The 13,010-nt window shown below is 69.1% G+C and carries 8 protein-coding genes; all 8 read left to right on the top strand.

Annotation, left to right across the window (positions count from 1 at the left end):
• Window positions 1–28 precede the first annotated feature (28 nt).
• The 8 genes from mxcK to DB31_RS26335 are packed head-to-tail and all read left to right on the top strand — an operon-like array spanning window position 29 to window position 12,972.
• Complete coding sequence (gene mxcK / locus DB31_RS26370; RefSeq protein ID WP_044192512.1) at window positions 29–1,261, top strand: myxochelin export MFS transporter MxcK; 1,233 nt, start codon at window positions 29–31, stop codon at window positions 1,259–1,261.
• Between the two features lie 40 nt (window positions 1,262–1,301).
• Window positions 1,302–2,579 (top strand): myxochelin B biosynthesis transaminase MxcL, encoded by a 1,278-nt coding sequence (gene mxcL, locus DB31_RS26365; protein WP_044192509.1) that lies wholly within the window; start codon window positions 1,302–1,304, stop codon window positions 2,577–2,579.
• 15 nt (window positions 2,580–2,594) lie between these two features.
• Window positions 2,595–3,368 (top strand): 2,3-dihydro-2,3-dihydroxybenzoate dehydrogenase, encoded by a 774-nt coding sequence (locus DB31_RS26360; protein ID WP_044192507.1) that lies wholly within the window; start codon window positions 2,595–2,597, stop codon window positions 3,366–3,368.
• 41 nt (window positions 3,369–3,409) lie between these two features.
• Window positions 3,410–4,636, top strand: coding sequence for an isochorismate synthase DhbC (dhbC, locus tag DB31_RS26355; RefSeq protein ID WP_044192505.1), 1,227 nt, complete (start codon window positions 3,410–3,412; stop codon window positions 4,634–4,636).
• Window positions 4,633–6,297: a (2,3-dihydroxybenzoyl)adenylate synthase gene (locus tag DB31_RS26350; protein WP_083968696.1), complete on the top strand. Its 1,665-nt coding sequence runs from the start codon at window positions 4,633–4,635 to the stop codon at window positions 6,295–6,297. The genes dhbC and DB31_RS26350 overlap by 4 nt, the downstream gene beginning before the upstream one ends.
• A gap of 14 nt (window positions 6,298–6,311) precedes the next feature.
• The gene (locus DB31_RS26345; RefSeq protein ID WP_044192503.1) at window positions 6,312–7,217 is read left to right on the top strand and encodes an isochorismatase family protein; all 906 of its coding nucleotides are present in this window, start codon (window positions 6,312–6,314) and stop codon (window positions 7,215–7,217) included.
• Window positions 7,217–11,599 carry a myxochelin non-ribosomal peptide synthetase MxcG gene (gene mxcG / locus DB31_RS26340; RefSeq protein WP_044192500.1) on the top strand — a complete coding sequence of 1,461 codons (4,383 nt, stop codon included), beginning with the start codon at window positions 7,217–7,219 and terminating at the stop codon, window positions 11,597–11,599. The genes DB31_RS26345 and mxcG overlap by 1 nt, the downstream gene beginning before the upstream one ends.
• On the top strand, window positions 11,596–12,972 hold the full coding sequence (locus tag DB31_RS26335) for a class II 3-deoxy-7-phosphoheptulonate synthase (protein ID WP_240486894.1): 1,377 nt from the start codon (window positions 11,596–11,598) through the stop codon (window positions 12,970–12,972). Before mxcG ends, DB31_RS26335 begins: the two co-directional genes overlap by 4 nt.
• Window positions 12,973–13,010 lie beyond the last annotated feature (38 nt).

Genomic DNA, 13,010 nt, shown 5'->3' with positions numbered 1-13,010 from the left:
CCCCGGTTGCATCCCCCGAGCAGGGCGTATGACGGCCTCCTCCACCCCAAAGCAGGAGCGGCAGTGGCTCTTGCTGCTGGCCGCCGTGCAGTTCAGCCACGTGCTGGACTTCATGATGGTCATGCCCCTGGGGCCGGCGCTGATGCAGCGGTTCGCGCTCACGGCCTCGCAGTTCGGGGCCCTGGTCTCCGCGTACACGCTGGCCTCGGCGGCGATGGGACTGGTGGGGGGATTCTGGCTGGATCGCTTCGAGCGGAAGCGCGCGCTGTTGCTGCTCTATGCGGGGTTCATCGCCGCCACGCTGGCATGCGGAGTGTCGGGCTCCCATGCCGCGCTGCTGCTGGCCCGAGCGTTGGCGGGGGCCTGCGCGGGGCTGATGGGTGCCGTCTCCATGGCCATCATTGGCGATCTGGTGCCCGGGGAGCGCCGGGGCCGCGCCATCGGCACGGTGATGACGGCGTATGCCCTGTCCGCGGTGGCGGGAGTTCCGCTGGGCCTGGGGCTCGCCCACCTCCTGGGATGGCGCGCGCCATTCTGGGCGGTGGGGGGGCTCGCGGGTGGGGTGTGGCTCTGCCTGCTGAAGGCGCTGCCCACGGTGGATGCCCACCTGAAGGCGCCGCGGGGAGACAGCCGCTTCGCTTCGCCTTGGGCGGTGGGCTCCCAGGGCCTGGCGCTTGGGTGGCTCCTGACCTTCGCGGTGGTGTTCTCCGGCTTCTTGCTGATCCCCTATCTGAGCCCCTTCATGGTGGGGAACCTGGGCGTGAGCCTGGCGGAGCTGCCCTGGGTCTACCTGTGCGGCGGCGCGGCCACGCTGCTGAGCTCGCGGATGATCGGCCAGTGGGTGGATCGCCGAGGCCCCAGCCAGGTGTTGGCCTCGCTGCTCGTGGGCACCGTGGTGCCGTACCTCGTGTTCTCGCACCTGGCGCGATCTCCACTGCCGGTGGTGATCCTCCTCTTCGTCCTGTTCATGACCCTGACCTCGGGCCGGCAGATTCCCACCCTGGCGCTGCTGACGGCGCGGGTGCCACCCTCGCTGCGAGGCCGCTACCTGGCGATCAACATGGCGGCGAGCGATGGCGCCTCGGGGCTCGCGGCCTGGGTGAGCGGCCGATGGCTCGAGACGGCCTCGGGTGGCGCGCTGATCGGTTTCGGGCAGGTGGGGTGGGCCGCGGTCGCGGTGGCCTTCCTCGCGCTCTGCACACTGTGGGCGTTCGGCCGGAACGCCGTCCCGCTGAGTACCGCCCAAGCTCCAGTTCCCTAGCGGTTCGTTGTCCTCCCTCTCTCACGAAGAAGGAATTGCCATGGATACGCCTACACGAAAGCACCCGTCGCTCCCCATTCCCATCCAGGGCGAGATTCGGCTCGAGCGCTCCAACCAGCTGCTGGAGGAAGCGAAGCGGCTGGTTCCCGGTGTCACCCAGTCGATGATGAAGCGGCCGGAGCAGTTTGCTCCCGGCGCCTTCCCGGTCTTCGTCGTCAAGGGGCAGGGCGCGCTGGTGGAGGATGCCGATGGCCAGGAGTACATCGACTTCATCTCCGGGCTCGGCGCCAACATGCTCGGCCATAAGCATCCCGCGGTCGTCGAGACCATCCGTGCCCACCTGGACGAGGGGGTCCTTCACTCCTTGCCCACGCCGATCGAGGTCAGCGCCGTGCGCGCGCTCGTGGACGTCATCCCCGGCGCGGAGATGGCCCGCTTCTTCAAGACGGGCGCGGATGCCACCTCGGCCGCGGTGCGGCTGGGGCGCCACCTCACGGGCAAGGAGCGCATCATCACTGTGGGCTACAACGGCTGGCACGATCACTTCATGTTCGACACCCCGGGAGTTCCCGCAGCGCTCGCCCAGCACACGATGCGCCTGCCGCTCTTCACCGAGCCGGACGAGGCCGCGCTGCTGGCCGCCATCGAGCAGAACGCCAAGCAGCTCGCGCTGGTGCTGCTCTCGGTGCCCTACAACCGCGTGTTGAGCCGTGAGTTCATGCAGAAGGTCCGCGCCACCTGCACCGCCCACGAGGTGCTCCTGGTGCTGGACGAGGTGGTCACCGGCTTCCGCCTGGGCCTGGGGGGAGCCCAGGAATTCTTCGGGGTGCAGGCTGACTTCGTCTGCTTGTCCAAGGCCCTGGCCGCGGGGATGCCGCTGTCGGCGATCGCCGGTCCGGCGAAGCACCTGCGCCGGCTCGATGAGCTGCAGGTGTCGACCACGTTCGGTGGAGAGATGCTGTCGCTGGAGGTGTGCCAGGCCGTGATCGCCGAGTACCGCCAGAGCGGCTACATCTCGCGCATCGCCGCGCTGGGCGCGAGGCTGCGTGAAGGCATCAATCAGCGGGCCGAGAAGCTGGGGTCTCCGCTGCGCGTGCGTGGCTATGACGCCATTCCCTTCTTCAACTACGCCAAGACTCCCCCGGAGCACGCCAAGCTGATGCAGCCGTTCCAGGCGGGGATGGCTCGCCGCGGGGTGCTCCTGCGCCGCGACGTCAACTTCATCTGCGCGGCCCACACCCAAGAGCAGATCGATCACACGATCGACATGGCCGAGGAAGTGCTGCACGCGCTCAACAAGAGCGGCAGCGCGGCCTGAGCGGAGAGCACGGCAATGGCAAGCAGCCAGAAGGTGGCCCTGGTGACCGGGGCCGCGCAGGGAATTGGTGCGGCGGTGGCACGGGTGCTGGCCGCCGACTCGATGATCGCGGCGGTCGATCTCCAAGAGGGGAAGGTGGCGGCGCTGGCTGCCGAGCTGCGCGAGCGGGGGGCTCGTGCCGCGGCCTTCGCGGCCAATGTGGGTGACAGCGCCGCAGTCGAGCGAGTGGTGGAGACGGTCGAGCGAGAGCTGGGACCCATCGGCATCCTGGTCAACGTGGCCGGAGTGCTGCGGACCGGACCGGTCGTGTCGTTCAGCGACGAAGACTGGGCCGCCACCTTCGCGGTGAACACCCACGGGGTCTTCCACATGTCGCGCGCGGTGGCCCGGCGCATGGTGCCGCGCCGGAGCGGGGTGATCGTCACCGTGGGTTCGAACGCCGCCGGAACGCCGCGGATGCAGATGGCCGCCTACGCCGCGTCCAAGGCCGCCTCCACCATGTTCACCAAGTGCCTGGGGCTCGAGCTGGCCCAGTACAACATCCGCTGCAACGTGGTGTCTCCCGGCTCGACCGACACGGCCATGCAGCGCGCCTTGTGGGCCGACGAGAACGGAGCCCAGGCGGTGATCGCGGGCTCCCCCGAGACCTTCAAGGTGGGCATCCCGCTGCGCCGCATCGCCACGCCCGAGGATGTCGCCGAGGCCGTGTCCTTCCTCGTCTCCGAGCGCGCGCGCCACATCACCCTGCACGACCTCTATGTCGATGGCGGGGCGACGCTCGGCGTTTAGTTGAGAATGGTTATCAAAATCAGAGTCATGAGGTGCTGCCGATGATCGAACGTGCGATGGGATCCCAGAAGCTGGCTGCGCAGTTGCTCGAGAGCTACGAGCCGGGTTCGTCCTTCTTCTTTGCGTCGCCCCGGCGCACACTGCTGGCGCGGGGGACGTTTGCCACCGTGCCCCACCCGGGCGGCACGGACTCGCTGTCGCGGCTGCCCGAGCGCGTGGCGGCGGTGCTCCACGAGGCGCGTCAGGCCGACCATGACATTCCGGTGGCGGTCGGAGCCGTGCCTTTCGACGGAAGGATCTCCGCCCAGCTGGTGGTGCCGCAGACCATTCAGCGGGCCGGACCGCTGGTGTTCGAGCCGGGGGCTGTCCCGCACCTCGCGCCGGTGTCTCGGTACACGGTGCGGCCTGTTCCCGAGCCAGCGGCTTACCTGAATGGCGTGGCGCGGGCCTTGAAGTTGATGGAGCACGGGCCGCTGCGCAAGGTGGTTCTGTCCCGGTCGCTGCACCTTCGCGCCGCTGCTCCGATCGACTTGCGACAGCTGCTGCGCAACCTGGCTCAGCGCAACCCCACCGGCTACACCTTCGCGGTGGACCTGCCTCCGCAGCTTGCCGAGGCGGGTGGGACAGGGGGCCGCACGCTGATCGGCGCCAGCCCCGAGCTGCTGGTCTCGCGGAACGGGCTGCAGGCGCTTGCCAATCCGCTGGCGGGTTCGGCGGCGCGCAGCGCGGACCCGAGCGAGGATCAGGCCCGGGCCGCCGCCCTGTTGAAGTCGCCCAAGGATCTTCACGAGCACGCCGTCGTGATCGAGGCGGTCGTGGAGGCCATGCGGCCGTACTGCAAGAACCTGGTGGTGCCGGCGGGGCCGTCGCTCGTCAGCACGGCGACGATGTGGCACCTGTCGAGCCGGATCACCGGCGAGCTGGCGGACCCGTCGATCTCCTCGCTCACCCTGGCCGTGGCGCTGCATCCCACGCCTGCGGTGTGTGGTCACCCGACCGAGCTGGCCCAGGAGACCATTGACGCGATCGAGCCCTTCGAGCGGGGCTTCTACACGGGCACCGTGGGCTGGTGCGACGCGAACGGGGACGGGCAGTGGGCCGTGACCATCCGGTGCGCGGAGGCCGATGAGAACTCGCTGCGGCTGTTCGCGGGAGCGGGGATCGTGGCCGGCTCGAAGCCCGAGTCCGAGCTGGCGGAGACCGAGGCCAAGTTCCGTACCATGCTCCAGGCGATGGGGCTGGGGCAGGGTGTGGAGGCGCAGCCGTGAGCGCCGCCCTCCCTCTGAAAGGAGAAGCTCCGCTCCCAGGCTGTCCCTCCTGGCCCGAGGCGTTCGCCGCACGCTACCGGCAGGCGGGCTACTGGAGAGGGGAGACCTTCGGGCAGATGCTGCGCGAGCGGGCGCTGCGCCACGGTGAGCGCACGGCGCTCGTGGCTGGCAAGGAGCGGTGGAGCTACCGCGAGCTGGACGCTCGAGCCGAGCGGCTGGCCGCTGGCTTCTGGGCGCTGGGCATCCGGCCTCGGGAGCGCGTGGTGGTGCAGCTGCCGAACGTTGCTGCCTTCTACGAGGTGTGCTTCGCGCTGTTCCGGCTGGGGGCGCTGCCGGTGTTCGCCCTGCCCGCGCATCGCAGCGCCGAGATTGGCTACTTCTGCGAGTTCACCGAGGCGGCCGCCTACATCATCCCGGACAAGCACGCGGGCTTCGACTACCGCACGCTGGCCGGCCAGATGCTAGGGAAGGTGCCAACCCTGCGAAAGGTGATCGTCGCAGGAGATCCGGGCCCGTTCCTCTCGCTTCGCGAGCTGTATGAGGCCTCGCCGGTCGCGCCCCCGGAGCCGCAGCCCAGCGACGTGGCGTTCTTCCAGTTGTCGGGCGGGAGCACGGGGGCGCCCAAGCTCATTCCGCGCACCCACGATGACTACATCTATAGCGTTCGCGCGAGCGCCGAGATCTGCCAGCTCGATGAGTCGAGCGTGTACCTCTGCGCGCTGCCCGCCGCGCACAACTTCCCGATGAGCTCGCCGGGCTCCCTGGGCACGCTGTACGCGGGGGGCACGGTCGTGCTGGCGCCGCACCCCAGCCCCGAAGAGGCTTTCCCGCTGATCGAGCGGGAGCGCGTCACGATCACCGCGCTGGTGCCTCCGCTGGCGATGGTCTGGCTGGAGGCCGCCAAGGCCAAGCGCCATGACTTGTCGAGCCTGCGCGTGCTGCAGGTGGGCGGGGCTCGGCTCAGCACCGAGGTGGCCCGGCGCGTGAAGCCCACGCTGGGCTGCACGCTGCAGCAGGTCTACGGAATGGCCGAGGGACTGGTGAACTACACCCGGCTGGATGACTCCGAGGAGCTCATCGTCACCACCCAGGGCCGGCCCATCTCTCGCGACGATGAGATCCGGGTGGTGGACGAGGACGGCCACGAGGTGGCTCCGGGGGAGGTCGGCCAGCTCCTGACGCGGGGTCCCTACACCATTCGCGGCTACTACAACGCCGAGGCCCACAACGCGCGCGTCTTCACGGACGATGGGTTCTACTGCACGGGCGACTTGGTCCGGGTGACGCCAGAGGGCTACTTGGTGGTCGAGGGTCGCGCCAAGGATCAGATCAACCGAGGCGGTGAGAAGGTCGCCGCGGAGGAGGTCGAGAACCACCTGCTGGCTCATCCCACCGTGCAGGATGCGGCGGTGGTGGCGCTGCCGGATGCCTTCCTCGGCGAGCGCACCTGTGCCTTCGTCATCTCTCGGGGCGCGCCGCCGGCCGCAAACGTGCTCACCGCGTTCCTCCGGGAGCGAGGGCTCGCGGCCTACAAGATTCCGGATCGCGTCGAGTTCGTCCCCGCGTTCCCGCAGACCGCCGTCGGAAAAGTCAGCAAGAAGGCCCTCCGCGAGGCGCTCGTCTCTTCTACTCGAAACACGGCTTCCCCCTCTCTTCGGTGACAGGACTTTCCATCATGGCACTTCCCTCCATTGCACCCTATCCCATGCCCAGCGCCGCCGACCTGCCCAGGAACAAGGTGTCCTGGACGCCCGAGCCTCGGCGCGCGGCGCTGCTGATCCACGACATGCAGCGCTACTTCGTGGAGGCCTTTACCCGCGGCGAGTCTCCGGTGACGGAGCTGGTGGCGAACATCCGGCAGCTGCGCCAGCACTGCACCGCGCTGGGAATTCCGGTGGTGTACTCGGCCCAGCCTGGGGGGCAGACCCCGGAGCAGCGCGGCCTCCTGAGGGATTTCTGGGGACCCGGTGTGAAGGCGGAGAACCAGCAGAAGCAGATCGTCGAGGACCTGACTCCCGGCGCGAATGACATCCTCCTCACCAAGTGGCGCTACAGCGCGTTCCGGAAGACCGAGCTGATGGACGTGCTCCGCCAGCAGGGACGCGATCAGCTCATCATCTGCGGCATCTACGCCCACATCGGCTGCCTCCAGACGGCCAGCGATGCCTTCATGAGCGATGTGCAGCCGTTCCTCGTCGCCGATGCGCTGGCGGACTTCTCCTTGAACCACCACCAGATGGCGCTGACCTATGCCTCGCAGTTGTGCGCGGTCACCACGACGACACAGCGGCTCATCGAGATGCTGGGGCCCGCCGCCGTGCAGAGCGGATTGAGCCGCCAGCAGCTGCGCGCGGATGTCGCCGAGGTGCTGGCCGAGCCTTCGTTGGTGCTCGGGGATGACGACAACCTGCTCGAGCGGGGGCTCGACTCGATCCGGCTCATGAGCCTGATCGAGCGCTGGCGGAGCGCCGGTGCCGAGATCTCCTTCGTGGAGCTGGCCGAGCGCCCGACGCTGACCCACTGGTACGCGATGGTGTGCTCCGGCGCGGTGGGCTCTCTTCCTGCCGGAGCGCGCGAGTAATGCACGCGTCACGAGAAGCTCCCTTGCCGCTGTCGGCGGCCCAGCACGGAATCTGGCTCGGCCAGCAGCTCGACCGCCACAGCGCCGTGTACAACGCCGCGGAGTGCATCGAGATCCGGGGCCCCGTGGACCGGGCCCTGTTCGAGTCCGCCCTGCGGCAGGCCGTGAGAGAGGCCGAGGCGCTCCACGCGCGCTTCATTCCCGGTGAGGACGGCCCCCGGCAGATCCTCGCGCCTGCGCAGGAGTGGATGCTCCAGGCCGTCGATCTCCGTGGCACGCCCGAGCCGTGGCAGGCCGCGCAGGACTGGATGAGGGAAGACCTCTCGTGGCCCGTCGAGCTGAGCCGCGGCCCGCTGTTTGTCCAGGCGCTGCTCCAGGCGGCTCCTGATCGCTTCTTCTGGTACCAGCGCGTCCATCACATCGCGCTGGATGGCTATGGCTTCTCGCTCCTGTCGCGCCGCGTGGCCGAGCTCTACACCGCGCTGGCCTCTGGCCGCCCCGTGGCCGGGGGCTTTGGTTCTCTGCGCGCCGTGCTCGACGAGGACGCGGCGTATGCCGCCGGACCGCAATGCGCGCTCGACCGCGCCTTCTGGATGGAGCGCTTCGCTGACCGGCTCACCCCGGTGAGCCTGGCCGCGCCCGCCCCCATGTCGGCCCGCTTCGTGCGCCAGACGCGTCCCCTGCCGCTCGAGGAGATGGATCGTCTGAAGGCGACCGCGGCCCGGGCGGGGCTGAGCTGGTCCGACCTCGTGCTCGCGGCCACGGCAGCGTGGCTGCACCAGCGGACGCAGGCACCGGAGGTGGTGCTCGGCCTGCCGGTCATGTCGCGGCTGGGCTCGGCCGCGCTGCGCGTGCCGTGCATGGCGATGAACATCGTGCCGCTGCGCGTGCGGGTTCAGCCCGAGGCGGGGTTGCTCGAGGTGGCGCGTGGAGTGGCTGCGGAGCTTCGCGCCATCCGGCCCCACCTGCGCTACCGCTACGAGCAGCTCCGCCGCGATCTTCGCCTGGTGGGCGGGCAGCGCCGGCTGTTCGGCCCCGTGGTCAACATCATGCCGTTCGACCATGCGCTGCGCTTCGCGGGCATGCCAGCCGTGTCGCACAACATCTCCGCGGGGCCTGTCGAGGACCTCTCGATCGGGCTGTATCCCCGGTCGGATGGAAGCGGGATGCGGATCGACTTCGATGCCAACCCCGCCTGCTATCGCGCCGATGAGCTGGACACGCTCCAGCACGAGTTCCTCCAGCTCCTGGGGGCGCTGACGGACGCTCCCGAGAAGGCCATCCGGCAGGCCAGAGCGACGAATGCGCCCGCGGAGGAGGCTCGTGCCCAGCGTGTTCTCGCCGCGCTCGATGGTGGTCCTCTTCCCGTACCCGCGCGGCCCGTGGTGGAGCTGCTCTCGGAGCGAGCCCTCGAACAACCCGAGGTGATCGCAGTGGAGCACGGCTCCCAGCGGCTGACCTATCGCGAGCTCATCCAGTCCGCACGCGCGTTGGCGGACCGGCTCGTCGAGGCGGGTGTGCGGCCCGACACGCTCGTTGCGGTGATGGTGCCGCGGGGCATCGATGCGATCGTGGCGAGTCTCGGGGTGCTGTTCTCCGGGGCCGGATACCTTCCGATGGATCCGCTGGGGCCCACGCCCAGGAACGCGGCGATTCTCGCGGATGCCGCGCCTGAGCTGATCATCTCCTCCACTCAGGAGGCGGACGGTGTCCACCTCTCCGTGCGGAAGAATGAGGCGGCCTCTCAAAAGCCTCCTGCCGCGCGGCCGACGGACGAGCAACTGGCCTATGTCATCTACACCTCTGGATCGACTGGGCAGCCGAACGGGGTGCAAATCTCCCGCGGCGCGCTGGCCCACTTCGTGGCGGGGGCGACGCAGCGTTACAGCTTCAGCCGTGAGGATCGGGTGCTGCAGTTCGCACCGCTGCACTTCGATGCCAGCGTCGAGGAGATCTTCCTGACCCTCTGCGTGGGCGCGAAGCTGGTGGTGCGCACCGATGAGATGCTCCAGTCCGTGCCGAGGCTGATGGAAGCCTGCGTGGAGCGGGGCGTCACCGTCCTCGATCTGCCCACGGCGTTCTGGCACGAGGTGGCCTACAGCGTCTCGACGGGAGTGGCCAAGCTGCCTTCTTCTCTTCGCCTGGTCATCATCGGAGGGGAGGCCGCGTTGCCGGAGCGCGTGGCTCGCTGGCGGGCCTCCGTTGGACCCGAGGTGCTGCTGCTCAACACCTACGGGCCTACCGAAGCGACCGTGGTCGCGACGGTCGCGACGCTCAGTGGTGGCCCCGTCGCAGGGAACTCGGGAGAGGAAGTGCCCATCGGCCGACCGCTGCCGGGTGTGCAGGCCGTGCTCCTGGATGGGCGTGGAGTGCCTGCGGCTCCAGGCTCCGAGGGGGAGCTGTACCTGGCCGGAGGAGCCCTTGCCCGAGGCTATCTGGGGCGTCCAGAGCTGGACGCCGCGCGCTTCGTGACGCTTGAGTCCTTGCCCGGCCGTCCCCGCGCGTACCGCACCGGAGACCGGGCCCGGCTGAGTGAGGACGGGCAGCTGGTGTTCGCGGGACGGGTCGACGACGAGTTCAAGATCAGCGGTCACCGGATCGATCCCGCTGAGGTCGAGACCGTGCTGCTGGGTCACCCTGGAGTGTTCGAAGCGGCTGTGGTTGGACAGGTGCTCCCGAGTGGGACTCGGCGGCTGTGTGCCCACGTCGTCCCCGTGGTGCCTGCTCCCACGGCGGCGGAACTCCGCCGGTATCTGCTCGCGGCGCTTCCTGCGCCCATGGTACCGGGCCACTTCATCTTCGCGGAGCAGTTGCCTCGGACTCCGACAGGCAAGATCGATCGGGGCACGCTGCGCCGGTCCCTTCCCGTGGAAGAGGAGGTTCAGTCAGGCGCCGCCACCGAGCTCGAGCACGTGGTGCTGCGAGTCTGGGAGCAAGTCCTCGGGGTGAGCGCTGTATCGGCCCAAGACGACTTCTTCGAGCTGGGCGGGCAGTCGCTGCAGACCATCCAGGTGGCCAACAGGCTCTCGATTGCACTGGGCCGTGAGGTTCCCGTTGCCACGGTGTTTCGCTACCCGACAGCCGCAGGGCTGGCCCAGGCCTTGGGGCAGGGCGCGGTGGCAGGGGAGGGGAGTGGCGGGCTCACCCCGGCCATGCTCGCGGACGCCGAGCTGCCTGAGGAAGTGGTTCCGAAGCTCCAGGGGGGCCCTCAGGATCCCGAGAGCCGAGGGCCACGCGCCGCAGAGCCCAGGACGCGAGCGGCTCCGCGGCACGTGCTGCTCACCGGTGCCACCGGCTTCGTTGGCGCGCATCTGCTGGATCAGCTCCTGCGCCAGACCGAGGCGCACGTGGTCTGTCTGGTCCGCGCTCAGGACGAGGCCCAGGCCATGGAGCGGCTTCGCTCGGCGCTGGCGGGGCAGGGACTCTCTCCAGAAGGACTCGCCCAGCGGGTGCTGGCGCTCCCGGCGGACCTGACGCAGCCATGGCTGGGACTGGGGACCGCGCGGTTCCATCAGCTGGCCGCCGAGTGTGATGCGATCCTCCACAACGCCGCCGTGGTCAGCGTCGTGCGCGAGTACGGCAGCCTGCAGGCGGTGAATGTTCGAGGGACGCGCGAGCTTCTGCGGCTGGCCGCGGCCGTTCACATCAAGCCTCTGCACTACGTCTCGACGCTGGCGGTGGCCCCCCAGGCGAACCTCAGCCCCGAGGTCCCCGAGGAGTTCGTTCCACACCACCTGGGGCTCCGAGACGGCTATCAGCAGAGCAAGTGGATCGCGGAGCGGCTGGTCCAACAAGCCGCTGAGCGAGGCCTGCCCGTCTCCGTCTACAGGCTGGGCCGCGTCGTGGGCGCTCCTGGCACGGGCCTCGTCAACACGCAGGATCTGGTCTGGCGCATCCTCCTGGCTGGAATCCCCGCCGGGGCACTGCCTCAGCTCGAGGTGGGAGAGACCTGGACGCCGGTGGACTTCGTGGCGCGGGCGCTCGTGCGGCTCCTGCTGACGCCACAGGCCTCGGGGGTGTTCAACGTCGCGCCCACGGCCGAGGTGAAGCTGTCCGAGCTGTTCGGCTGGGTCCGCGACTATGGCTACCCGGTCGAGCTGTGCCCCGTCCCCGAATGGAGCGCCCGGTTGGCGCAAGGTGCGAGCACCGCCGACAACCGCACCACCCTGGCGTTCTTCGACCTACGCGCGGGCTCGGCAGAGCCCACCTTCGGCCTGGGCCGTATCCGCTGTGAGCGGATCACCCAGGCGCTGGGGGGCAGCGGCATCACGTGCCCCCCGACGGATCGCCAACTGCTGTATCGTTACCTGGACACCTGCGTAGAGCAGGGCCTGCTGCCCAAGCCCTCCGCCCTCCGTCGCGAAGCAGAGGATAAGCCATGATGCCCCGAGCTTGGACCCCCCAGTCTTGGCGAGCCCGTCCCGTCCAACAGCTCCCAGAGGATTATCCCGACCCCCGCGCGCTCGCCCGCACGGAGGAAGAGCTGTCGCACCTGCCTCCGCTCGTGACCGCCTCCGAGGTCCGCCGCTTGTCGTCCGCGCTCGGCCAGGTCGCCGAGGGCAAGGCGTTCTTGCTGCAAGGCGGTGACTGCGCGGAGAGCTTCAAGGAGTTCACCCTCGACAACATCCGCGACACCTTCCGGCTCATCCTCCAGATGGCGGTGGTGCTCACCTTCGCGGGGGGACGTCCGGTGGTGAAGGTCGGCCGGATCGCCGGCCAGTTCGCCAAGCCGCGCTCCAGCCCGCTGGAGACCCAGGGCGGCGTGACACTGCCGTCTTATCGCGGCGACATCATCAACGGCATGGACTTCGCTCCCCACGAGCGCACGCCGGATCCGAAGCGCCTCCTGAGGGCCTATCACCAGTCCTCGGAGACGCTGAACCTGCTGCGCTCCCTCTCGCAGGGGGGCTATGCGGACCTCTGCAACATCCATCAGTGGATGCTCGGCTTCATCGCCGGGAGCCCGCAGGGGGATCGCTACCGCCAGCTGGCGGATCAGATCTTCGAGTCCCTCTGCTTCATGCGCGCCCTCAGCATGAACACGGAGCAGGCGAACGCCTTGAGCCAGGTGGACTTCTTCACCAGCCACGAGGCCCTCCTCTTGAACGTCGAGGAGGTCATGACCCGCGCCGATCCGGACACGGGGGACTGGTACGACATGTCCGCGCACACGCTGTGGATTGGCGAGCGCACCCGCCAGATCGACGGCGGCCACGTGGAGTTCATGCGCGGCATCAAGAACCCCATTGGCCTCAAGTGCGGCCCCTCGATGGAGCCGGATGATCTGCTGCGGTTGATCGATCGGCTCAACCCCGAGAGCATCCCCGGGCGGCTGACGATCATTGGCCGCTTCGGCGCGGACAAGGCCGCCGATTGTCTGCCTCGGCTGATGGACGCGACCCGGCGCGATGGACGCTCCGTCATCTGGTCCATCGATCCGATGCACGGCAACACGCTCAAGGCGGGCAACGGCTACAAGACCCGGCCCTTCGACCGCATCCTCACGGAGGTGAGGACCTTCATCCAGGTCGCCGCCGCGGAGGGCGTCCACCCGGGAGGCATCCACCTCGAGATGACCGGGCAGAATGTCACCGAGTGCCTCGGAGGAGCCCAGGCGGTGACCGAGGACGACCTGTCCAGCCGCTACCACACCCACTGCGATCCGCGCCTCAACGCGGATCAGGCGCTCCAACTCGCCTTCCTCTTGGCCGAGAAGCTCCAGACGTTGCGCCTCCCCGAGGCCCGGGCCGCCTGATCCCCCAACGTCCTTGACACAATGGGCTCCGCGCGCGT

The organism is Hyalangium minutum (assembly GCF_000737315.1).
Lineage (GTDB): Bacteria > Myxococcota > Myxococcia > Myxococcales > Myxococcaceae > Hyalangium > Hyalangium minutum.
This window is presented reverse-complemented; position numbering and strand designations above follow the sequence as displayed.

Coding starts and splice junctions, on each gene's coding strand:
- mxcK (WP_044192512.1), top strand. CDS start 29: ATGACGGCCTCCTCCACCCCAAAGCAGGAGCGGCAGTGGCTCTTGCTG.
- mxcL (WP_044192509.1), top strand. CDS start 1,302: ATGGATACGCCTACACGAAAGCACCCGTCGCTCCCCATTCCCATCCAG.
- DB31_RS26345 (WP_044192503.1), top strand. CDS start 6,312: ATGGCACTTCCCTCCATTGCACCCTATCCCATGCCCAGCGCCGCCGAC.
- DB31_RS26360 (WP_044192507.1), top strand. CDS start 2,595: ATGGCAAGCAGCCAGAAGGTGGCCCTGGTGACCGGGGCCGCGCAGGGA.
- mxcG (WP_044192500.1), top strand. CDS start 7,217: ATGCACGCGTCACGAGAAGCTCCCTTGCCGCTGTCGGCGGCCCAGCAC.
- dhbC (WP_044192505.1), top strand. CDS start 3,410: ATGATCGAACGTGCGATGGGATCCCAGAAGCTGGCTGCGCAGTTGCTC.
- DB31_RS26335 (WP_240486894.1), top strand. CDS start 11,596: ATGATGCCCCGAGCTTGGACCCCCCAGTCTTGGCGAGCCCGTCCCGTC.